Origin of the sequence: Embleya sp. AB8, assembly GCF_049739465.1 — a bacterium.
Taxonomy (GTDB): Bacteria; Actinomycetota; Actinomycetes; order Streptomycetales; family Streptomycetaceae; genus Embleya.
This window is the reverse complement of record NZ_JBMHHY010000033.1, coordinates 68,854-92,971: the sequence shown is the minus strand read 5'-3', so window position 1 is coordinate 92,971 and position 24,118 is coordinate 68,854. Positions and strand designations below refer to the sequence as shown.

Annotated in this window: 14 protein-coding genes and 2 pseudogenes; 3 read left to right on the top strand and 13 right to left on the bottom strand. The window is 69.2% G+C overall.

Annotated features, from left to right (window positions below; all coding sequences use genetic code 11):
- Positions 1–309: 309 nt before the first annotated feature.
- From ABIA38_RS37615 to ABIA38_RS37605, 3 genes are read right to left on the bottom strand one after another with little or no spacing between them, the layout of a single operon-like run.
- Positions 310–1,266, bottom strand: coding sequence for an ABC transporter permease subunit (locus ABIA38_RS37615; RefSeq protein WP_424643471.1), 957 nt, complete (start codon positions 1,264–1,266; stop codon positions 310–312).
- Positions 1,263–2,297 (bottom strand): ABC transporter ATP-binding protein, encoded by a 1,035-nt coding sequence (locus ABIA38_RS37610; RefSeq protein WP_424643470.1) that lies wholly within the window; start codon positions 2,295–2,297, stop codon positions 1,263–1,265. The genes ABIA38_RS37615 and ABIA38_RS37610 overlap by 4 nt, the downstream gene beginning before the upstream one ends.
- A complete protein-coding gene (locus ABIA38_RS37605; RefSeq protein ID WP_424643469.1) occupies positions 2,294–2,779 on the bottom strand; it encodes a GntR family transcriptional regulator in 486 nt (161 codons plus the stop codon). The genes ABIA38_RS37610 and ABIA38_RS37605 overlap by 4 nt, the downstream gene beginning before the upstream one ends.
- 247 nt (positions 2,780–3,026) lie before the next feature.
- Between ABIA38_RS37605 and ABIA38_RS37600 the strand changes: the two genes are divergently transcribed.
- On the top strand, positions 3,027–3,863 hold the full coding sequence (locus ABIA38_RS37600; protein WP_424643506.1) for an undecaprenyl-diphosphate phosphatase: 837 nt from the start codon (positions 3,027–3,029) through the stop codon (positions 3,861–3,863).
- A gap of 103 nt (positions 3,864–3,966) precedes the next feature.
- On the opposite strand, the gene ABIA38_RS37595 is transcribed toward ABIA38_RS37600, so the two are convergent.
- From ABIA38_RS37595 to ABIA38_RS37575, 5 genes and pseudogenes are all read right to left on the bottom strand, one after another.
- Positions 3,967–4,362 (bottom strand): ATP-binding protein, encoded by a 396-nt coding sequence (locus ABIA38_RS37595; protein ID WP_424643468.1) that lies wholly within the window; start codon positions 4,360–4,362, stop codon positions 3,967–3,969.
- Between the two features lie 397 nt (positions 4,363–4,759).
- A complete protein-coding gene (locus ABIA38_RS37590; protein WP_424643508.1) occupies positions 4,760–5,446 on the bottom strand; it encodes a hypothetical protein in 687 nt (228 codons plus the stop codon).
- Entirely contained in the window at positions 5,443–6,237 is a 795-nt protein-coding gene (locus ABIA38_RS37585) for a hypothetical protein (protein WP_424643467.1), read from the bottom strand. Before ABIA38_RS37585 ends, ABIA38_RS37590 begins: the two co-directional genes overlap by 4 nt.
- Before the next feature lie 232 nt (positions 6,238–6,469).
- Positions 6,470–7,033: pseudogene (locus ABIA38_RS37580) on the bottom strand (aldehyde dehydrogenase family protein); the annotation flags it as partial.
- Positions 6,989–7,212, bottom strand: a pseudogene (locus ABIA38_RS37575) (aldehyde dehydrogenase family protein); the annotation flags it as partial. The pseudogenes ABIA38_RS37575 and ABIA38_RS37580, both read right to left, overlap by 45 nt.
- Before the next feature lie 221 nt (positions 7,213–7,433).
- Between ABIA38_RS37575 and ABIA38_RS37570 the strand changes: the two are divergent.
- Entirely contained in the window at positions 7,434–8,225 is a 792-nt protein-coding gene (locus ABIA38_RS37570) for a GNAT family N-acetyltransferase (RefSeq protein ID WP_424643466.1), read from the top strand.
- Between the two features lie 159 nt (positions 8,226–8,384).
- Here ABIA38_RS37570 and ABIA38_RS37565 read toward each other — a convergent pair whose 3' ends face one another.
- The 4 genes from ABIA38_RS37565 to ABIA38_RS37550 form a co-directional block, all read right to left on the bottom strand.
- Positions 8,385–8,900: a hypothetical protein gene (locus ABIA38_RS37565; RefSeq protein WP_424643465.1), complete on the bottom strand. Its 516-nt coding sequence runs from the start codon at positions 8,898–8,900 to the stop codon at positions 8,385–8,387.
- Complete coding sequence (locus tag ABIA38_RS37560; protein WP_424643464.1) at positions 8,878–20,346, bottom strand: LamG-like jellyroll fold domain-containing protein; 11,469 nt, start codon at positions 20,344–20,346, stop codon at positions 8,878–8,880. Before ABIA38_RS37560 ends, ABIA38_RS37565 begins: the two co-directional genes overlap by 23 nt.
- 558 nt (positions 20,347–20,904) lie before the next feature.
- Positions 20,905–21,705: a family 1 encapsulin nanocompartment shell protein gene (locus ABIA38_RS37555; RefSeq protein ID WP_424643463.1), complete on the bottom strand. Its 801-nt coding sequence runs from the start codon at positions 21,703–21,705 to the stop codon at positions 20,905–20,907.
- Positions 21,702–22,871: a Dyp-type peroxidase gene (locus ABIA38_RS37550; protein WP_424643462.1), complete on the bottom strand. Its 1,170-nt coding sequence runs from the start codon at positions 22,869–22,871 to the stop codon at positions 21,702–21,704. Before ABIA38_RS37550 ends, ABIA38_RS37555 begins: the two co-directional genes overlap by 4 nt.
- A gap of 239 nt (positions 22,872–23,110) precedes the next feature.
- Here ABIA38_RS37550 and ABIA38_RS37545 point away from each other — a divergent pair, with 239 nt between their 5' ends.
- Positions 23,111–23,689: a DivIVA domain-containing protein gene (locus ABIA38_RS37545; protein WP_424643461.1), complete on the top strand. Its 579-nt coding sequence runs from the start codon at positions 23,111–23,113 to the stop codon at positions 23,687–23,689.
- A gap of 79 nt (positions 23,690–23,768) precedes the next feature.
- Here the strand turns inward: ABIA38_RS37545 and ABIA38_RS37540 are convergent, their stop codons facing one another.
- Complete coding sequence (locus ABIA38_RS37540) at positions 23,769–24,077, bottom strand: hypothetical protein (protein WP_424643460.1); 309 nt, start codon at positions 24,075–24,077, stop codon at positions 23,769–23,771.
- Between the last annotated feature and the right edge of the window lie 41 nt (positions 24,078–24,118).

The window sequence follows — 24,118 nt, the reverse complement described above, 5'->3', positions numbered from 1 at the left end:
CACCGCGCAAGCGGCCTCCTCCCATGATCCGCACAACAATCGCCCCCAACCGCCCGTTTCCGCCACCAGCAGATTCCGCCCCCAGCACAAGCCTTCCGCGTAACGAACCGGGATCGTGGCCTTCGTCGCCGGCTCAGGCGTCGGCCGTCGGCGGCCGTACCGTCCTCGGCGGACTCGGCGGACTCGGCGGACTCGGCGGACTCGGCGGACTCGGCGGCATCCGGGCCCGGAAGGCCGCGGGCCCCGGGTTGGGGTCTGTGGCCTTCCGGCCCGCCGCCCTCGCGACCACCCCCGCCGCGCCCGTCGTCCTCAGATCGCCCGTCGCCGCAACCGCCAGATCGTGGCCGCCGTCAGTACGACTGCCAAGCCGACGTACAGCGATGCCTCGATGATCTGGAAGTGCCAGAAGCGATCGCCCGGTTGGTAGCTGTCCCACCAGCGGATGCCCTTGCTCTGGAGGTACTCGGGGAAGCCCTTCCGGTCCGGGTACGCATTGGCGATGTTGCGGTATTCGTCGCGGCTGAGGTGGCGACCCGTGGCGTCGAGCCAGCCGTTGGAGAGGGACCAGTCCCGGCGGACCCTGCCGTCCAACGCTTCGGTAATCGACCCGCTGCGCGTGAGCGGGGCCTGGTAGTGCGGCCGGAGGTAGCTCTCGGCCGGGAGCCGGACCGCGAGGAACACCACGACGGTGACCACGATCGCCGTGACGGTCCGGCGGATCAGCAGGCCGGCCAGGGTACCGAGGGCCAGCGCGAAGAGGGTGTACGCGGTCAGCGACAGGCCCTCGGTGTCGAATGCCTGGGCGGCGAAGCGGCCGTTGGCGATCACCTTGTCCATGGGTTCGCGGTACCACGTGAACAGCCACGACATCGCGCCGGTGAAGATCACCGTCCCGGCCACGATCAGCGCCGACTTGGTGACCAGCCAGCGGGTCCGAGTCACGCCCTGGGTCCAGACCAGACGCCAGGTGCCGTTCTCGTACTCCGGGCCGAGCAGCGTGGCTCCGACCACCGCGCCGATCAGGCCCGGGACCACATTGACCCAGGTGATCAGCTTTTCGGCCTCGGCGACGCGGTTCAGGTACGACCTGAACGTGTTGTCGCAACCGGCCGAGGGGTTGGCACTCAGGCAGCCGTCGGACACGTTCTGCCAGTATTCGTCGTGCAGGGACTGGCCGTGCATCCTGAGGAGTACGCCCGCCAGGATGAACAACCCGATCGCGCCCAGCGCCTGGATCCGATGTTGACGCCACGTCAGCCAGATCATCGGGGGCTCGTTTCGGTCGGCAGATCGGTGGGCGAAGCGGGGCTCTCCAGCCGCAGGGGGCTCGGCTCGGCCGGAACTCGCCCCGCTTCGGCGGCCGTTGCCGCGCGTGCCGATCCCGAGACGAACTCCGTCGCCGACTCCGGGAGTTCGAGGTAGGCCAGGACCAGTTCCTCGACGCCCAGCGAGCGCGATTGCCACGCCGGATGGAACTCGGGCTGATCGGCCGTCGTACGCACCAGCAGTGTGCTGTGTCGGTCGGCGTGTTCCTGGCGCACTATCCCCGGTACGGCGGAGGCGAGTTCGGTGCGCGGGCCGGTGAGTACGCGGTGCGAGGAGAGCAGTTCGTCCACCGGACCGGACAGGCGCACCCGGCCGTGGGACAGGACCACGAGCCAGTCGCTGACCCGTTCCAGTTCGGCGACCACGTGTGAGGACATCAGTACGGTCAGGCCGTCCTCCGCCACCGCCGCCATCACCGTGCCCATGAACTCCCGCCGGGCCAACGGGTCCAGGCTCGCCAGCGGCTCGTCGAGAACCAACAGCGGCGCGCGCTTGGCCAGTGCGAGGGCGAGCGCGACCTGGGCCTGCTGACCGCCGGAGAGGTCCTTGGCGCGCCGGTCGAGCGGCAGGTCCAGTTCGGCGAAGCGCCGTTCGGCCAGGGCCTGATCCCAGCGCCGGTTGAGCCGGCGGCCCATCGTCAGGTGGTCGGCGAGCGTCAAGCCCCGGTAGAGCGGGTGGTCCTGGGCGACGAAGGCCACCTGTGCCAACCCGGCCGCGACGCCGGCGCGTACGGGGGCGTCGAATACCCGTACCACGCCCTCGGTCGGCTCCAACAATGCCGTCACCAACTGCAACAGTGTGCTCTTGCCCGCACCGTTGGGTCCCACCAGCGCGATCACCGAACCCGACGGCAGCGACAACCAACAGTCGTGCAGCGCCCGGACCTTGCCGAACCGCTTGCCCAATCGCTCGGTCTCGAGCGCCGGTGCGTCACCACCCAGCTCCGGTTCGATCACCAACCGCCCGCTCACGCGACCCCCTCGTTGCCGACCTTGTTGCCGACCTTGTTGCCAACCCCGCCGCGACCCCGGTCGCCAACCTCGTTGTTGCGCACGTCGCCACGGACCGCACTGTCGCTACGGACCTCACTGCGGATCGTCGCGAACATCGCGGTGACCATCTCGTCGTCGAGTCCGGCGGTATACGCCTCCCGCACCCACCGTTCCAACGACCGCCGCAGCGCCGCGTGTACGCCGGGCGGCACGGGCGTCAGGTCGCCGACCACGAAGGTGCCCTGGCCGGGGCGGGCCGAGACCAACCCCTCGTGTTCCAGTTGCCGGTATGCCTTGACCACCGTGTTCGGATTGATCGCGAGTTCGGCGACCGCCTCCTTGACCGTCGGCAGACGGTCCCCGACGTGCAGGTATCCGAGCAGGAGCGCCTGCCGGACCTGCTGCACGATCTGCAGATAGGGCGGCACTCCGGTCGCGCCGTCCAGGCGCAGCTTCAACATCCGGCTTCCCCGTTCTACTATGATGATAGTAAAGGTAGGCGGTGAGCGTGCGGGGGTCAACGAGCAACGAACCCACCACCGACTCGATCACCGAACCCACCGCCGCCCGCGACCCCGCCCCGACGTCACCCCCGTTACCGTTCCGTCCGTGTGCGGACATGTGGTGTCCACCTGACACACCTTGAGCCGCCGCTACCGTGACCGGCATGATCCACATAGCTATTTCGTGCCTCGGAGTCGTCCGGTGATCGGTTGGTTCGAGGCCGTCGTGCTCGGCTTGGTCCAAGGGCTCACCGAGTTCCTGCCGATCTCCTCCAGCGCACATCTGCGCATCGTGTCGGCGTTCGCCGGCTGGGAGGACCCGGGCTCGGCGTTCACCGCCGTGACCCAGATCGGGACGGAGACCGCCGTCCTGATCTTCTTCCGCAAGGACATCGGCAACATCGTCGGCACCTGGGTGAAGTCCCTGTACACGCCCTCCCTGCGCGGCGAGTTGGACGCGCGCATGGGTTGGTACATCATCATCGGCACAGTGCCGATCGGCGTGCTGGGCCTGGCGTTCCAACACACCATCGAGACCACCTTCCGCGACCTGCGGCTGATCGGCACGACGCTGCTCGTGTTCGGCCTGATCCTGCTGGTCGCGGACCGGATCGCGCTGAACAACCGGGGCATGGAAAAGCTCAACGGCAAGGAGTCGCTGACCTACGGCTTCGCCCAGTCGCTCGCGCTGATCCCCGGCGTCTCGCGCTCGGGCGGTACGGTCACGGCCGGCCTGCTGATGGGTTACCGGCGTGAGGTCGCCGCGCGGTACTCGTTCCTGTTGGCCATCCCGGCGGTGCTGGCGTCGGGCGGGTTGGAACTGTTCAAGATCGGCGAGGGTCCGGCACCGGCGTGGGGGCCCACGATCACCGCCACGGTGGTGGCGTTCGTGGTCGGCTACGCGGCGATCGCGTGGTTCCTGAAGTACATCAGCACCCACAGCTTCACCATCTTCGTGGCCTACCGGGTGACCCTGGGCCTGGTCGTACTCGGCCTGGTCGGGGCCGGCGTCATCGAACCCACCGCGGGCGCGGCGAAGTAGGTCCCGTCGTCCAGGGCCGCTCGACACACCGTGCTCGGCGGTTCACGCCGAGGCCGGGCCCGAGCGGCCCTCCGCCACCCGGACCACCCGCGAACCGGTCGGGTCAGTCCGCCTCGAACCCGGCACACACCGCCTTGCGGCCGCTGCTGCGCAGTTCGACCCTGAAGCGGTGGGTGAGCGCGGCGACCACGAGCAGGCCGCGGCCGGCCTCGGCGTCCTCCAATACGTCGACGGGGGACGGCAACGAACACGGCAGGCAGTCCAGTACCTCGACCCACAGGACCCGGCCGTGCAACGACGCGGATACCTCGTAGTCGCCGTAGTCCCCGGCGTGTTCGACGGCGTTCGAGGCCAGTTCGGAGGTGACTCGGACCGGGTCGTCGGACTCGAACCCGACCCGCTCGCAGAAGCGCCGCACATGCGCGCGGGCGGCGGAGACGGTCTGCGGCTTGGCTGCGAGCCGCACGGTCGAGCGTGTCCTGGACACGGTGGTGGCCACGTCTCCCCCTCCGGTCGGTCGGGCTTCGGTCGGGCTGTCGATAGCACCGTGATCGAATACACCTTGGAAACGGGCCCGAACTGCGATTATCGGTCGCCGACCGGCCGGGATCTGGTAGGAACCGCGGCAAGATCGGGGGACCACTTGGAAGTTACCGAATCCGAGCCCTTTCCGGGCGGATCGCTTGGCAAAGAAAACCGCGCGGCGGACCGGACAACCCTCGCCTTCCCCACCAACCAGCCATCACACCCCGGGAGTTCACCGAATGCCCAGGTCGCGGCCACCCGAGTGACGGTACGGGACGGATCGAGCAGCGCGTGGCGCGACGGTGCGGGACGGATCGAGCGGCGCGTGGCGCGACGATTCGACCCGCCCGCCACGCGCCGCCGACCACACGTCAGAACCGGATCGAGCGCTCGATCGACTCGATTTCGCCGAAGCGTTCGGTGGCGCTGCTCGGTGCCGAGGACAGCAGGTAGATCGGCACCGTGCCGGTGTCGATCACGGTGACCCGGAGGCGGAACGGGGCCACGTTCTTGTCCTCGGGCGTGCACTCGATGTCCATCAGCCACGCATTACGACCGTCCAGGCGCGCCGCCTCGCTGGAGCGGACCGCGTCCTGGGCCTTGGCCGGGTAGATCAGTTCCAGTTGGGCCCGGCCGACGGTCTCCGCCGTCTCGGGCATCGTGCGCTGCTTGCCGGTCACGTACGCCTTGGTGTCCACCACGCCGACCATGAACGTCGCGAGCGGGTGGTTCGGGTCGGCCGAGGGCTTGGCCGTGGCGTCGGCGGATTTCGGATCGGCGGATCCCGGGTCGGCCGATTTCGGGTCGGCGGTGGAGGCGACCGAGGAGTACAGGCCCACGACGGCGTCGGGCGGCTTGGCGTACCAGCCCTGGGGCAGGACGTAGGAGACGTGCGCCTTCTGGTCGCGGATCTCGCCGGGCCGGGCCGAGTGGGTGGCCGCCGGTGGTGCCGACGGGTCGGCGTTGGCGTCCTTGGTGTCCTCGGGGCCGCACCCGGTGACGGCGATCAGCGCGGCCACGGTCACGGACACGCTCGCCGCGAGCGCCGCGCGCCTCATTCCTCGACCTCCACGTCGCCCGCCTCGACCGCGGCGCGATAGGCCGCCTCGATCTCGCTCGTGTCCGCGCCCTCGCGGTCGAGGAGGTGTGCGTACAGCAGGCGCGAGCCGTCGATGCCGGCGTCGAGGGCGCGGCGGATGTGTTCGCGCGCGGCGTCGAGGCGACCCGCGTCGAGTTCGGCGTCGCCGAGGTCGATCAGCGCGTCCTCCTGGCCCGCCTCGACCGCGCGCGTCAGCCACGCGATGCCGTCGTCGACGGCGTCGCCGTTGAGCAGCAGCCGGCCGAGGTTGGCCATCGCGAACTCGTCGCCGCCCTCCGCCGCCGGGCGCAGCAACGCCTCGGCCTCGGCGGCGCGGTCGAAGTCCTGGAGGAAGGCGGCGAAGTCGTTCGGCGCGTCGGGGTCGCCGGCCTCGATCGCCGAGGTGTACCAGCGCTCGGCCGCCTCGGGCTCGTCGAGCGCGTCGGCGAGCAGGTTGGCGATCGGCAGCGCCCACCGCGTCTCGCCCAGCCGGTGCCGGTCGATCAGCAGGTCGACGGCGGCGTCCGGCCGACCGGTGACCTCGAGCAGTTCGCTGAGCGCGTCCACGGCCTCGACGTCGCCCTCGGCCAGCGCCTCGCGCAGGATCGCCTCGGCGGCCTCGTCGCCGCCGGCGAACATCAGCTCGCCGGCCTTGCGGCGGGCTTCGGGCGCGCCGGCGTCGGCGGCTTCGAGGTACAGCTTGACGGCGGCGTCCATGCGCCCCTCGCGTACTGCTTGGTCGGCCTGGGCGAGGTGGTTCGTGCCGGACATGGTCCTGCTTTCGGATCGCGGAGCGTAGGCCCACGAGCCTGCCACATCGCCGGGGTTCGACGCGATCGGCACGGCGGGCGCCCGGGACGCCGGGGTTCGACTCGACGCGGCGGTGCCCGGGACGCCGCAGGTCGGCCGGGCACGGCGGGGTTTGGGCGCCGGAACCGACGGCTCCGGAACCGACTCGGAAGGGGTGCGGCGCGATCTCCCCGCGTACGCTCACCCACTGGGTCTCGGTGAACGCGTCCAGGTTGGCCCCGGGCCCGCCGAACCTGGACCCCGTACCGGACGCGGCCTGGCCGCCGAACGGCGCGACCGCCTCGTCGTTGACGGTCTGGTCGTTGATGTGTACCAGGCCGGTGGGTACGGAGTCGGCGACCCGCATCGCCAGGCCGACCTCGCCCAGGATGCCGAGGGACAACCCGTACTGGCTGTCCCGGGCCGGCACGATCGCCTCGTCGACGCTGCCGAACGGTACGACGGGGGCGACCGGTCCGAACACCTCGTCGGCGTACGCGGGCATCGTCGGCCGCACGTCGGCCGGCACGGTGGGCCGATGGAACAGCCCCTCGTGCGTGCCACCGGCGGCAAGTCGGGCGCCCGCCGCGACAGTGTCCCGGACCAGCGTGTCGATCCGGCGCAACCGGCGTTCGTCGATGATCGGGCCGAGCGCGACGTCCTGGCGCGCGGGGCCTCGCGGACCAGCCGGCCCTCGATCTCCTCGGCGTGCCGCTCGAACAGCAGCCCGGCGCGGCGCAGTACGGCGGCCCGCTCGTCGTACGGCCGGGCCGCCCAGTCGCCCTGCGCCGCGGCGGCACCGGTGGCGGCCCGGGCGACGTCGGCGGGATCGGCCGCGCCGAGCACCCCGAGCACGCTGCCGGTGGCGGGTTCGACGGCCTCGTACGTCCCGCCCGCGTCGGGTATCCAACGCCCGTCGAAGATGTGTCCGGTCCAGGTGTCGGCGGCCGGCAACATGCGCGTCCGCCAGGGCGATCGGCCGCGCGGTGGGACGAACGCGGCGGGCCTGTTCGAGAGTTCGTCGTCTCGTCGTCTCGTCGTCTCGTCGTCTCGTCGGGTCGTCGGGTCGACGGGTCGACGGGTCGAATACGCCCGGGATGCTGCTATGAAATCGCCGCCGGCGCACGCAATCCTCTTACTCAGTGGAAGGTGCCCGCCCGGTGTGATGAGGTAGCGCGATGAACGTGACCTCACTGGGTTTCCGCACCGACCTGATGCTGCTGGCCCTGCACGGCAGCGACATCGAGCGGCGGGACGGCTACCTGGTCGTGCGCACGCCGACCAACCCCACCTTCCACTGGGGCAATTACCTGCTCCTGGCCGCGCCCCCGGCCCCCGGCGGCGCAGCCGGGTGGGTGGACACCTTCCGCCGCGAATTCCCCGACGCGAGCCACGTCGCGCTCGGCGTGGACGGCACGGACGGCGCGACGGGCGACCCGGACGACCTGGCCGCCGCACAGCTGGACATCGAACGCAGCACGGTCCTGACCGCCGAGGCCCTCGACCCACCGCCGCGCCCGAACACCACGGCCACGTTCCGGATCGCCGAATCCGACGCGGACTGGGCCCAGGCCCTGGCCCTCAGCGAAGCCACCAACCCGGGCGCCGACCCCGCCGCCTACCGCGAGTTCGCCCGCGCCCGCCTGGCCGGCCTCCGCGACCTCCAGTCCCGCGGCCACGGCGCCTGGTTCGGCGCCTTCCAGGACGGCGAACTCCGCGCCGGCCTGGGCCTGTTCACCAACGGCCAGGGCCTGGCCCGCTACCAAACGGTCACCACCCACCCAACCCACCGCAACCAGGGCCTGGCCACCACATTGGTCCACACGGCAGCCCAACACGCGAGGGCCCACTGGCAGGTAAGCACCCTGGTAATCGTCGCCGACCCCACCTACCTGGCCATAAACCTCTACAAATCCCTGGGCTTCGAGGGATCAGAAACCCAAATCCAACTCCAAACGACACCCACCTGATTTACGCTCGTCGGATTCGGCGCAGTCATCCTGTTCGGCACTACGCATCAGCGATCTTGGACCATCGCCAATTGTGAACTCGACGGGCCTCAGGTCGGCGCCTTGGAAGCCCCGGATCCGTAGGTTTGCGACGACTGGAGCAGGCCAGCTTCATCGAAATCACTGCACGCGACCTACCAGCTCATAGGACGGGTCTTCGAGAACGGACTCGTGAAAGAAATGAACGTCTCCACTCAGCGCATTGGGGAGGAATTCTTCAAACCCCATCTGGTAGTCGAGCCATGCACCGCCCCAGTCGACTAGGACCGACCAGCCTTCACCGAGTCCGTGCGCCCTGGGACGCAAGAATATCTGATTTCCCAAGGTCGTATGCCCAATCGGAAACACCCCGCCCTCCATGGGAAAGATCTTGTATGGCACGAGAGACGGCTCGGTCTGCGCATACAGGGCAGAAACGGTTCGGGTTTTCCACCGCAGACTTAGACTGTCATCTGCTTCTGGCGCCCTGGGATGAAACAGCATCAACGTATCGCTGATCACACAGGGACCATAAGCGGAAATAAAATTCTTATAGCCGAACGGAAGGTCGATTTCGAATTCACTCTCGAAATCATGCCAATCGAATTCGACATCGTGATTCAGCCGCGGTTCACTAAGGACGCGAGAGAGATCCACCTGATGTCCTTTGCGTGCAGTCATATCCACCCTGTGGGCGATTATAAACGGTACAATTCAAGGCATATCCTCCACTGCCATAGGCAACCATCCGGATCCGATCCGGAACTCCGGCATGGCGGGTCGGATCTCCATAAACGGGGAGAACTCCGACAGAGACCACCTGACCTCCCGTTGCCGCATTCTGAATGTCTCGCTCAAGACCCGACATATCTGGGGCGTTAGCAGGATACTGATATCCGGCAACAAAATTACGTAGCGTGTAATTTGCCCCTCCCGCATTATCTGCAATGAGATGAAGAGCTGCTCGATTCCCTACAGGTAGGGTCGAGTAGCCGGCAGGCTTCCATTTCGGGTCCCGCCGATCCAAGCCCGTCCGTACATCGTCCCCGTCAATTATGGCGACTGCTCCGGTCGCTCGGCAATCCTCGGCATCGGGACCGAATCTCGTCATGGGCGCATAGAAGTACCCGGCTTCCTTCGACGGCAGGTCACGTTGGCATTCGTTTCTGGTTCTCCGTCGATTGATATCGGCGCCGGAATCCCCAAACCCCATATCCGTATCAATCGATTCTCCCGGGAAAAAGGATTTCAACATTTCGAGCGAATGTTCATCCTGCGCCACCTGATCTGGGCTATACACGGGCTCGCGCTGCGCATTGGTGGTGCTCTGCAACGTATCGAATACTCGAGTGCCGTCCAGAGCACCCTTGATGATCGCAATCAGCGGGTCAACGACCGGAGTCGCGGAGGTCGGCGGACGGTTCTTGGGAGCCGTCGGGCGATGTGGGGGCTTCGGCTTGGGCTTGATGGGGGACTTGCCCCCAGGGCCCTTGCCACCGGGGCCCTTACCCTTTCCGCCTCGGCATCCGATTGCACAACGACCGCCCGGGCCGGCGCCACCGGTTCCCGGGCCGGCACCGGGGCCCTTGCCGGGGCCGCCGCCACTGGATCCGCAGGCACCGTAGGTTCGGCATGCCCATGCGTTGAGGTCGGCCGCGCGCGTACCGGCGGCTGCGGAACTGGAGGCCGCACTGCTGGCCGTGGTCGGGTGGGTCACCCACCAGGCCAAAGCGCCGCCGGCGGCTGTTACTCCACTGCTTCCGCTCCATGAGTTCCACTTGTTTTTGATCTTTGACCCAAGACTTTGAGCGCCAGACCAGGCGTTCGACAATCCGTCGGCCAATCCTTGTGCCCACGACTGGCATTTCGCCATACAGGCAGCACCTACAGCCAGAGCTCCGGCTGCCGCCCAATAGACAGCCGAACCCTCGGCAACGCAGGCATCCCACACGCAGTGACCGGACGGGTCGCTGTTGGTCAACGGATTCCCGCCGCCATAGGCGTATCGGTTTGCATTGCCGGATGGCCTCGGATCCAGGGTCCAGGTGTCTCGGGAGTCGAAGCCGCCGCCGGCTGGGTCGTACCATCTTGCGGCCATGTTGACCTGGCCGGTGGTGGGGTCGGTCCAGGCGCCCTGGTACCCGAGGCCGGGCTTCGGGCCGGATTGGGCGGTGACCTGGCCGAAGGGGTCGTAGGTAGTGAAGGCCGTGCGGTTGAGCGTGGTCGGGTCGATCGCCGCGGTGACGTCGCCGTGTTGGTCGGTGAGGGCAAGGGTGCCGGTGGTGCCGTTGCCGGTGGCGATCAGGTCGCCGGCGGCGCCCCTGGTGAACTTCGTGGTGCCGTCGGCCACGAGGTTGTTGGTCATGCCGTCGTAGGCGAAGCCGGACTTGCCGTCGCGGGTGATCATTCGGCCCTGGGCGTCGTAGCCGTAGGCAGCGCTGTCCTGGGCGAGTTGCTCGAACGCGTCGAACTGCATCGACTTGGTCAGGCCGGGGACGGTGATCGTGGACCGGGTGCCGCGTGGGGTGTAGCCGTAGCTGGTGTCCCCCGCCGTGAGCAGGCGGTTGCGCTCGTCGTAGGTGGCCGTCTTGGTACCGGCCGTGGTGCGGTTGCCGGCGGCGTCCCACGTGTAGGGGGTGACGGTGGTGCCGTCGTTCCATTGGGTGAGGCGACCGGCCAGGTCGTAGGTATAGGTGTTCTTGCGGCCACCCGTGGCGGAGTCGTCCTTGCCCGTCATGTGGTCGTCGGCATCGTAGGTGTACGACGTGGACTGCCTCGGTAGGTCGTCTCGGCCGCGCAGCTCGTCGGACGTCAGCCGACCCAGGTCGTCATAGGTGAATTGACGATCGTGCTGCATGGCCGACCGGGCCACCATGTTTCGCGCCGGGGCCGGAGCCGGCCACTCGATCTCGGGCCAGTGGTCCCAGAAGGTCTGGCCGGTCACGTTGCCGGATCCGTCGTAGCCGTACTCGACCGTGTAACCCGTCTGCGGATCGGTGGTGAGGTGGGCCCGACCCTGCGCGTTGTAGCTGAAGCGGGCAGTGCCTGTGGCGTCGGTACGTTCGGTCAGTTGACCTTCCGCGTTCCAGGTGTAGTGCGAATTGGCGGAAGTACCGGTGGCAGTCAGCAGCAGGCCGCGATCGTTGTAGGTGTACGTGTTCGACGACTTCGTGGTCAGCTGACCGACGGTCTGCGCCCTGGTCGGTCGTCCGGCGTCGTCATAGCCGAACACCCGCTTGTCGGTGGTGGCTTCGGCCCCGCTTCCGGTCTGCTCGACCAGGCGACCCAGGTGGTCGTACTTGTTGTCGGAGCGCACTCCCCCAGGTGCCGACTGGCTCGTGGCCTGTCCGGTCGCGTCGTAGGTGGTGGTCCAGGTTCGGTCCGCGAGGTTCGGGTGGGCCGTGGTGGCCGGTTCGATCACGCTCTCGGGCTGGTCCCACGAAGTGTGGGTGTAGATGGTGGAGTTGCCCTTGCCATCCGTGAATCGGGTGCGGTTGCCCATGCCGTCGTAGCCGAACGAGGTCGTGATCGAACCGGTGGCGTCGACCTTCTCGGTCTGCCGGATCAGGCGACCGGCGGCGTCGTAGGCCAAGTCGGTACGACCACCGGCCGGCGTCGATGTCGAGACCTGATCGCCGTTCGCATCGTAGGTGTGGGACAACGTGCGCAGGGAGACTTCGTTCAGGACGGAGCCGTTGTATCGCATGACGATGTCCTCGACGGCGTCCACTCGGCCCAGCGGACTGTACGCCCATCGGTTGCCTCGGCCCTGCCCGTCGTACGTCCGGACCTGGCGCCCCATCCCGTCGTAATCGGTGGTGATCTCGTCGGTGTCGCCCCATCGGCGCGTCGGTTGCCCTGCAGGGTTGTAGTCCTGGTACATGTGGCGCCCCGTCGGCGACGTCGTCGCCACCACGCGGCCCGCGTCGTCGTACGTCATCGTCGTGGTGAAGTTGTTCGCCGTCGGGAAACGTTCGACCTGGGTGCTGGTGAGTTGACGGCCGAGTTGGTCGTAGGTCGCCTCGGTGCGGGCACCCTCCGGGTCCACCGTGGCCAGGCGGCGGCCGTTGGCGTCGTAGGTGTGGCGCCAAGTGGCGGGCTTGGGCGGGGCGTCGGCGAAGGTCTGCTGCTGCAGCGGCCCTTGGGCAGGGTCCGGTTTCAGCAACGCGCTCTGCGTGGTGGGTGCTTCGGGGGCCGTCTGTTCGACGACGTTGCCCATCCGGTCGTAGCGCACCTTGCTGGTTCGGCCCAGCGGGTCGGTCGACTCGATGGCCCGGCCCGCCTTGTCGTAGCGGACCTGCGAGGTGGCGACGATCGCCTGGGTCGCGCCCGGGGGTGTGTACGAAGGCAGCGTGGTCGCGGTGGTTCGGCCGGTGCGGTCGGTCACGCTGGTGGTGACCCGGCCGTTGGCGTCTCGGGAGACGGTCGGCTCGCCGAAGGTGTTGTAGCCGACCCTGGTGGTCGGGCGCGTGGTCGTCGGCGTCGAGCCGCCCACCGTGACCTCCACGGAGGGGGACGCCGTCGAGATCTCGCGGCCGAGTACGTCATATGTGTGCGTGACGGCGTAGGCGCTCGGGGTCGCTCCCGCCGCGTTGCCGTTGGGCGAGACCTCCTCCAGAACAAGCCCACGCTGGTCCCGCTTCCAGGTGCTGACCAGCACGTCGTCGGCGCGCGGCGAACCCGTCTCGTTGTGCGCGGTCTGCCGCAGAACCCGACCGGCCTTGTCGTAGGTGAAGTCGGTGGCCTCGGGCATGGTGATGCCCGCGCCGGCGCGCAGTGTCCGGGCAACGAAGCCGGCCGTGTCGTAGACCATCGAACTCTCCCGGCTCAGCCCCCCGGGATCCAGGACCGTCCGCACCGGACGGCTCTGCGCGTCGTAGGAGAACTCGGTGATCGTGGTCCCGCCGGTGATGCTCCGGGCCACGTTGCCCGCGCCGTCGTAGCCGAGCCGCTCCAGCACGATGTCCCGCGTCGAGCCGTCGGACTGGCGGACAGCCCGCGCGATCGTCTCGGCCTTGGTGTCGTCGTCGTAGTACGTATACGAGGTCGTCGCGCCCATCGCGTCCGTCACGGACGCGAGCCGCCCGCCCGGGTCGTAGGCCCGGGACTGCACCACCAGGTCGCGCGGTGTCCCCGAAGGGTCACCGTCCCAGCCGACCAGTACGGTCTCGGCCGGCTGCCCTCCCGGCGTATAGGAGTAGCGGATCTCGCCACCCACCGCGTCGACCCTGGATACCAGCCGCCCGAAGGCGTCGTAGCCGGTGCGGGTCACTCCGCCCTCGGGGTCGATCGCGGTTTCGGGACGGCCCTTGGCGTCGTAGGTGTAGATGTTGGTCCGGGTCGCGTCGCCGCCGGTCGTGTCGGCGGTCGATTCCTCGACCACCCGGCCGTCGACGTCGTAGACCGTGGTACCGCGTGTCGTGTGGGTGACACCGGTGATCTCGTTGCGTACGCCCGGCCCGGTCGCGGTCGTCGGCCGCGACGCGTAGTCGTAGCCCGTGGTCGTGGTCACACCGCCCGGGGCAGTGTCCGAGACCTCGGTGGTGGCGATTTTCCGCCCCAGCCCGTCATAGCTCTGACGAGTGATCAGGCCCACCGGGTCGGTCGTCGCCGCGAGGTCGCCGTTGGCATAGTAGGCGAACATGGTCACCCGGTCGCCGGGTTGCGTGGTCGAGGCGAGCAGACCGGCCGGTACCGTGCCGCCGCCGACCGCCGCCTCGGTCCCGGTGGTGTAGGCGCGCTGGGTGGTCGACCCGTCGGGTCGCGTCTCGCCGCTGGGGTGGCCGGTGGTGGTGTACGCGTACGTGGTCTTGTAGGTGTTGTCCGTCGCGTCCGCCGAGCGCGGGTCGCGGACCGCGACGAGTTGGTCGTTGCGTGGGTCGAGCGGATTGTCCTTGTTCAGATGGAACTCCTGATACCCCGTCCAGCACTGGGTCGCGGTCCGGCAGGTAGTGCGCGATATCTCGTTGCCGCGCGCGTCGTGCCCGCTGATCACCGAGTTGCCGTTGGCGTCGGTGACGGTGTGTCGGAAGCCGCCGCTGTCGTAGCCGTAGGTCGTGGTGGCGCCCTCGACGTCGGTGACGTTCAGCGCCCGACCGCGGAACGCGTCGTAGGTACGCCGCTCCTGACGGTTGTTCGGGTCGGTGACCGTGGTCGTGGTGGTCAGCGCGGCAGCGTCGGCGGCGGAGCCGCTCGCGTAGTGTCGGCCGACAGTGTCGGCGGTGAGCGCCTGGTGGTAGATCGCGACCTCGTCGATGCTGCCCTTGAAGTAGCCGCGGACGTCGGTCGGCTTGGCCGGCCAGGCCAGGTTGTTCACCGGCCCGGCGCCGATGGTGATGTAGGGGTCGACGGTGGGAGAGGACGCGTCCGTCGGGGTTCCGACGAGGTTTCCGTCCAGATAGAGCTTCTGGGTCTTGCCCGGGACGTCCACGCTCAGCGCGACGTGGTGCCAGCGGCCGTCGAGTACCGATTCCGGCGAAGTGATCGGCGCGGGAGCGCCGTTCCAGATGCCGCCGCGCAACTGGCCGTCGGTGCCCACATAGAGCATGGGTGTCGCCGGGGTGTCGGCATTCGAATACGGCAGGTCCTGGGTGGAGTAGCCCATCAGCACCCCCGAACCCTGGGCCTGGAACCACAGTTCGGCGGTGAACTGTGGCACGCCCGTCAGTTGGTCCTTGGGCAGTCGGATGTGCGACGAGGTGCCGTCGAAGCCGGCCGCCCGGTTGCCGCCGGCTCCGAACGCTCCGACGACACCCTGCTGGATGTTCCAGGATCCGGCCGCGTCGGTGGCCGGTCCCGGCACCAGGTCGATCGGCGCGGTGCCGCTGTCGGTGGCGGTCAGTGGCCAGTATCCGGTCGGGCCGGCCGCCAGGATCCGCTTGCGGTAGTCCGCCGCCGGGCTGCCCGCCGCCGCGGCATGGGCGGCGGCGGTGGCCGCGTCCAGCGTCTTACGGTAGACGGCGACCTCGTCGATCTGCCCGTCGAAGAAGCCGGAACCGGCCGGCGCCTTCTCGTACGCGAGCGTGGTGCCCGCGCCGATGAAGCTGCGCAGGCTCTTCTCGTGAAACACCGCGCCGCTGATCGTGCCCGCCGCGACGCCGTCGAGATAGAGCGTGTGGATCATGCCGTCGGTGGTGAGCACGACGTGGTGCCAGTTGTCGTCGTTCACCGACGACTCGGTGACGATCTGCGGCAGCGCCGCGCCGCTCGTGGTGAAGAACTTGCCTCTCAGCTTCCCGTCCGTATCGACGTACAGGGCGGGAGTGTAAGTCGTCTGCGGTTCATCGATCCCGGCGGACTGGTAGCCGAACAATACCCCCGGCTTCGAGGTCCGGAAGGACAACTCGATGGTGGCCTGGGACGAGCCGTGCACCAGTCCCTGCGGCAACTCGATATAGGACTTGGTGCCGTTGAAGATCGCGGAACCGTCGCCGTCGGCGACGCCTTCGCCGGTACCCACGGTGGACACCGCGCGGCCCGCCCCGTAGGTCCCCCTGGCACCCTGCTGCGAGTCGACCTGCGCGCCGGAGGTCTCGTCGAGTCGGTAGTACGACCATGGTCCGGACGAGGTCACTGCCGCTCGATACGCCGGCGCGGCGCTGGGCACCACCGCGCCCCGGGCGGCGAAGTGTTCCGCCACCGCCGCGGCGTCGATCGCCCGGTCGTACACGGCGACCTCGTCGATCGATCCGTCGAAGTGGCTGACAGCACCCGGGGATTCGGGCCAGCCGGCGGCGAACCCGGCACCGAGGTATACCCGACTCGAGGCCTCATGGTTGACCCCGCCGTTGACGCTGCCTGCCTTGACACCGTCCAGGTAGAGCGTGTGCACGGTCCCGTCGGCGGTCAGTACGGCGTGGTGCCAACGACTGTCGGTGACCGACTGGGCGGAGGCGACCGGGGTCTGCCCCGGAGCATCGGCCTGGACGAACTTGCCGCGGAGTCTGCCGTTGGAGTCGACGTAGATCGCGGGAGTGAAGTTTCCGCCGACTCCCGCCGGATCGTCGATCGCATTGGACTGATGCCCGACGATCACTCCCGGTTTGTCGGTCTTGAACCACAGCTCGATGGAGAGTCGGGACTTCGTCCGCAGCAGGTTCTGCGGCAATTCGACGTAGGACGTGGTGCCGTTGAGTTCGACCGCCGTATCGTCACCGCCGGCGAACGCGCCGGCCCGTCCGGGCACCACCTCGTGATAGGTACCGGGGTCGGCTCCGCCCGACGCGTTACGCGCGGTGGTCCCGCCCTGCTCGCCCAGTCGGTAATAGCCGACCGGCGCGGACGCGACGATCGCGCTCGCGTAGGCGGCCGAGGACGCGGCGTAGGTCGGCTGCGACAACTTCCATGCACCGCCGTTGGCGTCGGTGACCTGGGTGACCCGATCGGTGCGAGCGTCGTAGGCGATGTCCGCGTGGGTCCGGCCGGACGGCAGAGTGACCTTGGTCAACTGACTCGCGACGGCCCGCGCGGCGTAGTGTTCGGCCGCGCCCGTGGCGCCCAACGGCCGCTCGTACAGGGCGACATCGTCGATCGTCCCGGCAAAGTAGCCGATCGCACCGGGCGACTGCGGCACGCCCTGCGCGAAGCCCGCGCCGACGATGGTGTTGCTGCCGGCCGGGTGGTAGACCTCGCCGGGGAGAGTACCCGCAGGTCGGCCGTCGAGGTAGAGCGTCTGTGCCGTTCCGGTCGCGGACAGGACCGCGTGGTGCCACCGGTCGTCCGTGACCGCATCCGCGGATGCGATCGGGTCCGGCGTCGCGCCCCGGGTCAGGAAGCGCCCGCGCAGCTTGCCGTTGCCATCGATGTACAGCGCGGGGTTGAACTCCCCACCGACACCTGCCGGGTCGTCGATCGCACGGGTCTGTTGACTGAACAGCACTCCCGAGCGGGTGGTCTTGAACCACATCTCGACGCTGAGGAAGGTCGACTTGCCCACGATGTCCGCAGGCAGTCGCACGTACGACGAGGTGCCGTCGAACCCGGCCGCCTGATCCGGGGATCCGGCGAGCGCGCCGGCTTGACCGAGCGTCACATTGCGGTACTCGGCGCCCTCACGCACCGTCGCGGTGGGCACGCTGTCGGCTGCCGTCGTGGTCGGGCCCGCGTCGCCCAGCCGCCAGTAGGAACGCGGGTTGGCGTCCATCACGACGGAGCGGTAGTGCGATCCGGTGGTGTAGTCGTAGCGCGTGCAGGCCGCGGCCGGTCCGGTACCACCGGAGACGGGCGGGCATACGCTGGTCAACCGGTCACCGTCGTAGCCGTACGTCCACACCGGGCCCGGCGTTGTCGCATCGATCGGGTTCGTGCCGGCCTGGGTGACGTGGGCGCCGGTCCAGGTGAAGCTCAGATGGCGGCCCGAGGTGACGTCCGTGGCCCGCGCGATCCGGCCGTCCGAGCCATACGTGATCTGCTGCGTGCGGCCCGCGTAGTCGGCGACCGAGACCAGCCGACCCGCCGCGTCGAAGACCTGTCGAGTACCGGACTTGTCGGCAAGTTGCCAGCCGCCGCCCGCCACCGCAGTGAACGTCGCGAAGCCGCCGGAGGGCGCCGCGTAGCTGCCGTCCGCGTTGCGGCCGAAGCGCGTCTGCCCGCCGGTCGCGAGCACCACCACGACGTTGCCCGAACCATCGTTGTCCGGGATCACGCGCATGTCCCAGCGAGACGCCCAGCCGGCGCCGAACGCTGTATCGGTGCGCGGGTCGAGCGAGTTGTACGTGCGCGACACCGTCAGGTCGGGCCCGACCGCGCTCACCGACGCGTCGGTGGCTGCCGTCGTGTAGTTGCCGACCTGCTCGTTGAACTCCTTGCCCGCCGAACCCGCCGCGAGGTGGCTGGTGATCGCCGGCTGCGGCACCTGGGTCGAGAAGATGGCGGCCCGCGCGAAGGTGCCGTCGGCGCCGCCGGCGTCGCCCACCGTGCCGTACCACGCGTAGGTCTTGCCCCAGGTCAGGTTCCATTCCTTGGGCACCGTCCAGGGCGAACTCGGCTGCCAATCGGAAGTGTGGCAATCCTTGCGCGTGTTCGCGCCGTCGACCTCGCAGACCTCGAACTTGTAGCGCAGCGGCTGGTTTGCCGGCCAGGCGTCCCGGTCGTGCCCGGTCACATGCAGCATCGGGGTCAGCGTCGAGAACGTGTAGCCACTCGGCGGCCACGCGGTGTCGACGGCCGGCGGGCGGTTGGGAATGGTGAACACGGCCGGATTGGGCCGCACCGACGGACTCTCGCCGTCGCCGATATAGGCGTACCAGGCGTACTTGCCGCCCTTGACCAGGCCCCAACTCGGCGGGACCGTGAACGACGAGGAAGTCTGCCAGGGCGTGTTCTTGCAGTCCTTCCGGTAGTCCTGGCCGTCGACCGTGCAGACCTCGAAGTAGTAGTCGAGCGACGGCCGCGGCCAGTTGTCCGGGTCATTGCCCGCGACGGTGAACGTCGGGGTCGTGGTGTCGGATTCATAGCCGTTGCCGGGGGTCATCGAGGTGATGACCGGCCACTTGTTGGCCGTGCCGAGCGCCATCGGCAGGGGCGGCACCCCCATCTGGGAGAACTTGCGCGTGTTGGTGGCATCCATGTCCCACGCGAGCGTGTACGTGCCCGGAGGCAGTTTGGCGATGGTCGCGTTCAGTGTCACCGACTGCCCCGGCGGCACGTCGTTGGGCAGTTGGGTCCAGGCCACGGTGTTCAACTCGGCACCACTCGCGTTGAACAGCCGGTAGTGCAGCGAGTGGATGCCCTTGGTCCAACCCACGGCGCCGTTGTTGGTGACGGTCACACTGGCGATGCCGTCCTGGGTGGCGGTCACCTCGCGCACGAGGTTGTTGAACTTGTACGCGGCACGGTAGGGCGTGTAGTCGATGTCGAGCTTGACGCCACCGTTGGGCGCGGTGTCGAACTTCTTCCAGGTCTTCGGGTCGCCTTCGGCGGTGCGCACGGTCAGACCGTTGTTCGCCGCGCCGGTGACCCAACCCTGGATCAGGTCACGACCGCCGGATCCCAGGTCGATATCGGCCCAGCCGTCCTTGCAGCCGCGCGCCTCGTTACCGAGCGCAAATGTCGCGGAGCCCAGGGCCAGACCGTGGGACGGACCCGGCCAGCGCACCGAACTCGGGTTCCACGAACCGGTGTTGCCGTGCACGGTTACCGCGCGCGATGGCTGGCAGTCCCACGAGTGCACGTTCCACAGCGAGAGCCGGGCACCGGTGATCGTGTTGTTTTGCAACTGCCCGGAGACCGCCGAGGTGTTGAGCAGGATCGCCGCGTTCGCGCAGCCGCTGTCACAGTTGTAGCCGAGGCGGTAGACGTCGGTCTGGAAGAAGTTGCGGCCCTGGACGATGCTCACCGAGTTCGAGGCCGGAGTCACCGTGACCGTCGGGTCGACCTTGACCGGGTACACCCGTCCCGGCGCATTCAACCAGGCACGGTCGAGCCTGACCCGCAGCACCCGGCTGCCGTCGGCCTGCGCAAGGAGTTCATAGGTCACCCCACCCGACGTGGCCCCCTCGTCGGAGGCGGGGGCAACGGCGGAGTCCATCATCCAACCGTGCGGAATCATCGCCTGGACCGCGCCCGAGGCGCCGGTCAGCACGACGTTGCCGTTCTCGTCCAGGCTCGGGGTCAGCCCGGCCAGGTGCAACGGGAAGTCCCAGGTGTCCGGCGCCGCGGGCGAGTTGAGCAGGATCGTTTCCTTGATCTGGCCGTCGCCCGCCTTCAGGTTGACATCCGACTGGGGCCGGGCGCCGGTGAAGGTGATGCTGTCCGCGGCGGTGCGGCCGACCGTCGGGGTCGCGCCGTCCAGGCCGAAGCCGACGCTCGTCCCATTGCCGGCGTGCAGGGTCGCCAGCCGAGTGGCGTCCGCCTTCGTGGCGACGTCCACGGGGTTTGCGGCGGCCCGGGTACGCCACCAGTCCGGGTTGGTCGGATTGCCGCCCATCGGCGAGAGGGTGTCGTCGACCTTCGTCCACGTGCCGTCCGGGAGGCGGTAGTTCACCGGGTCTTCGGAGACCTTGAGCGTGCGACTGCCGTCGACGTTCTCGTAGACGCTGGTGTGTGAGTCACGTTCCGCCGGCACCTCACGACTGGTCCGCTCGTCGAAGGACGAACCTCCCACGGGTTTCGGCGGTTGCGCCGAAGCGGCCTCGATCGTGGTCCCGTTGCCTTGCGGCGCCGACTGCACGGGCTGCGTCCCGGCGCCGGCGAGCGGGCGTTCCGGGGTGGACTCGACCGGAGCCGGAGCCAACGGCCCCTGATCCGGGCCGAGTTCCCCGGGGGCACGGCCCGCCGGGCGCCCGGCGGCATCCCCTGCCGCCCGCGTCCGGGATGTGTCGGCCCGGTGCGACCGGCCGGCCGCCGACCCCCATTCCTGGCTCGGCTTGCCATACCTCGCCCCGGAACCGGTTGCGGCGGCCACTGCTGTGGCCCCACCGACAGTGAGACCCGCGGTCATCGCCAAAGCGGCGACGATCGCGGTCGGACGCTGCGCACGCAGCCACAACAGCCCACCGAGCACAGGACTGCTCCCCCGGGAAATGAGATATGACAGGCGCATATCCAAATGGCCGGCAGAGCAGTCGGGCAATGTATTTACTTATAAGTCGATAGATGATTCACGTCATAGCAAATCCGTACAACTTTTCGACGATCTCATGCGTCGCCGGAGCGGCGAACGCTACGGCCGGGTGAAGCCGATTGCCGCCTCGCCCGTGTACATCAGGAAGGTCAGGGTTTCCTGGAAGTACAGGTGGATTCGGGAGTCGTCGTGGGAGAGGTAGCCGATGGACAGGTCCTGGCCCAGGCGGAGTTCGTAGTCGCCGCCCCTGGTGGTGAGGACGAAGGCGCCGTCGATGGCCGGGGCCCAGATCGGTTCGCCGCCGAGGATTCGGGTCAGGTGTTGGCGGATCGGGTAGCCGTGGTCGGCCGCCTCGTTGACCGCGGTGTACGCCTCGGGGCCGAGGACGAGTTGGTAGGGGCCGTTGACGCCGGCCAGGCGTAGTTCGGTCAGCGCTCGGCTGACCGCGTCGGGGTATTCGCGTACGTCCACCGGCAGGGTCGGCGGCGGGTTCGTGGACGCCGCGCGGATGCCCTCGATCGACGCGGCCGGGTAGCCCTCGAAGATCAGCCGGTCCTCGGTGAAGGCCATCTTGCGCGCCGCGTCCTTGACCGGCTGCCAGTCCGCGTCCTTGGCACCGCGCTCGACCGCGTCCACCGCGGCGCGGTCCACGGTGAACGGGACGCGCAGTTCGATCAGCGGCCGGAAGTCCCGGCCGCGCGCCAGGACTCCGTCGGCCGGTGACGCGAGCGTGGTCAGGTGGCCGGTACCGACACCGGCCGCCGCGCTGCCGTCCGGGCCGGTCACGTCCACGACCCGGCGGCCCGCGACGTGCTGCTTGAAGGTGCGCCTGGCCTCGTCCTCCAGGTCGGTCCACGCGGCGGCGGCGACGGGGGCGAGTTCCCGGTGGAGGTTGTTCATCGGATCGGGCTCCTGGTCTCGGGGGTGGAAACGAGGTCGAGGGAAGGAGGTTTGCCGTCGGCCGTGAGCGCGCCGATGCCGAGCGAGCCGTCGGGGGCGGGCTGCGGGGGTGGCGCCGAGGTGGGCTCCGGGATGGGCTCCGAGGTGGGCTGCGAGGTGGGCTGCGAGGTGGGCTGCGCCGCGGCGACCGTCGCGCCGGGCGCGTCCGGGAGGCTCTCCAGGAAGTCCAGCGTCGGTACGAAGAACAAGCCGCCCGTGACCGCCGTCGAGAAGTCGAGGATCCGGTCGTGGGTGCCCGCCGGCCGGCCGATGAACATGTTCTCCAGCATTTGTTCGGTGACGCTCGGCGTGCCGGAGTAGCCGATGAAGTACGTGCCGAACTCGCCGCTGCCCACCGTCCCGAACGGCATGTTGTCGCGGACGATGTCGCGCTCGGTGCCGTCCGCATCGGTGATCGTGTTCAGTGCCACGTGCGAGTCGATCGGCTTGACGGCGTCCGGGAGTTCGAGATCGGACAGCTTGGTGCGGCCGATCACCTTCTCCTGCGCCGCCACGGGCAGTGCGTGCCACGCGCGCAGGTCGTGCAGGTACTTCTGGACGATCACGTAGCTCGCCCCCGCAAACCGCGGATCGTCCTCGGCGGTGACCGTGATCGCCTCGAACGCGTCCCGACCCTCCGGGTTTTCCGTACCGTCGACGAAGCCGAGCAGGTCCCGCTGGTCGAAGTAGCGGAAGCCGTGCACCTCGTCGACCACCGTCGCCGCGCCGGCCAGCCGGTCGGTCAGCACGGTGGCCAGTTCGAAGCACAGGTCCATCCGCCGGGCGCGCAGATGCAGCAGCAGGTCGCCCGGGGTGGACACGGCCCGGTGCTTGGCGCCGACCAGTTCCTTGAACGCATGCAGCTCGGCCGGCCGAGGTCCCTCGAACAGCCGATCCCACGCCGCCGAGCCGATCCCGACCACACACCTCAACTCGTCGTCCGGGAGCCGGAATCCCACCGATCGGCGCAGTCCCGACAGGTCGGCGAGCAGGTCCCGGACGGTCGCCGCGGCCGCCGGATCCGGATCGATGGTCAGCACCAGGAACATCGCCGACGTGGCCGGCAGGCCCAGGATCGACTGTGGCCGGGGCGGCTCCACCGGAGCGGTCTCCCGAGGTTGGCTCATGGTGCGTGGCTCCTGGTCGACTGGCCGACGACGGTGCCGCCGGCGGCGCGGCGACGGTGCGCGGCTCGACCGTCGCCGACCGCGTGCGGTGTGTGCACCATCGACGGATCACGCCGCCGGCAAACCTGATCGGCCCGATTCGATCTTGCCCGGCGCCGGCCGCATGCCGGTGGATGCCTCGGTTGTAGCCTTCCCGGGCGGGACCGAACGGGTGGGGCAGCGAGCACTTGGGGGCTGGGATGGACTGGGTTTTCACTCGGACGCGGCTGCGTGAGGGGTACGCAATCGAGGACGTGGACACCTTCCTGGCCCGGGTACGCGACACCCTGGACGGCACCGCGCCGGCGCCGCTGACGCCGGCTCAGGTACGCGAGCAGCGGTTCACCACGGTGCGGCTGCGCGAGGGGTACGACGAGGACGAGGTGGACGCGGCCCTGGACGAGATCGAGGCGCGGTTGGCCGCCCGGGCCGGCGGCGGGTGGGGAGCAACCGCCGGCCCGGAACCGACGGATGCCCCCGGCCCGGTCGACCGGTTCGCCGAGGCGCGCGCCGAGGCCGAGGTGAAGGCGATCACGCTGCGTCCGCCGCAGGAGCGCTTCGAGTCGGTCCGGCGCGGCTACGGCCGGGACGAGGTCGACGTCCTGGTGGCCCGGGTCGACGAGGCACTGCGCGGCCGGGTCCGACTGTCCCCCGAGGAGGTGTTGGCCGACCGCTTCGAGGTCGCCCGGCGCGGCTACGACCGCACCGAGGTGGACGCGTGGCGGGCCCGGGTGGCCGACCTGCTGGTCCGCCGCCGCCCGGACGACACGACGAAGTGACCGCGAAGGCCGCCGGCGGTACGGGCCATCCGCCCGGAACGGCGGCGAACGGCCCGACGCGGCCGGCTACCCCGGCCGGCTACCCCGGCCGGATCACCTGCCGGATCGCCGCCCCGCTCGCCGGCGCCTCCATCGCCTCGTTGAGCCCGTCCAGCGTGACCGTCCCGGTGTGCAGTTGCTCGACCGGCATCAGCCCGGCCCACCACAGGGCCAGATGGCGCGGGACGTCCCGGCGCGGCACCGCGTCGCCCATATACGACCCGAGCAGCGACTTGCCCTCCCCCGCGAACGCCAGCGCCGGCACCGCGTCCAACATCCGTCCCGGCGCGGGCAGCCCCACCGAGACCACCCGCCCGCCCCGGTCCACCGCGGCCAGGCAGTCCGCCACCACGCGCGCGCTGCCGACCGCCTCGATCGCGACGTCCGCGC

What these genes read in the sequence shown, in the direction of transcription:
- ABIA38_RS37615 (WP_424643471.1), bottom strand. Translation starts at nt 1,266, where the DNA reads ATGATCTGGCTGACGTGGCGTCAACATCGGATCCAGGCGCTGGGCGCG.
- ABIA38_RS37605 (WP_424643469.1), bottom strand. Translation starts at nt 2,779, where the DNA reads ATGTTGAAGCTGCGCCTGGACGGCGCGACCGGAGTGCCGCCCTATCTG.
- ABIA38_RS37590 (WP_424643508.1), bottom strand. Translation starts at nt 5,446, where the DNA reads ATGAGGCGCGCGGCGCTCGCGGCGAGCGTGTCCGTGACCGTGGCCGCG.
- ABIA38_RS37585 (WP_424643467.1), bottom strand. Translation starts at nt 6,237, where the DNA reads ATGTCCGGCACGAACCACCTCGCCCAGGCCGACCAAGCAGTACGCGAG.
- ABIA38_RS37570 (WP_424643466.1), top strand. Translation starts at nt 7,434, where the DNA reads ATGAACGTGACCTCACTGGGTTTCCGCACCGACCTGATGCTGCTGGCC.
- ABIA38_RS37555 (WP_424643463.1), bottom strand. Translation starts at nt 21,705, where the DNA reads ATGAACAACCTCCACCGGGAACTCGCCCCCGTCGCCGCCGCCGCGTGG.
- ABIA38_RS37550 (WP_424643462.1), bottom strand. Translation starts at nt 22,871, where the DNA reads ATGAGCCAACCTCGGGAGACCGCTCCGGTGGAGCCGCCCCGGCCACAG.
- ABIA38_RS37545 (WP_424643461.1), top strand. Translation starts at nt 23,111, where the DNA reads ATGGACTGGGTTTTCACTCGGACGCGGCTGCGTGAGGGGTACGCAATC.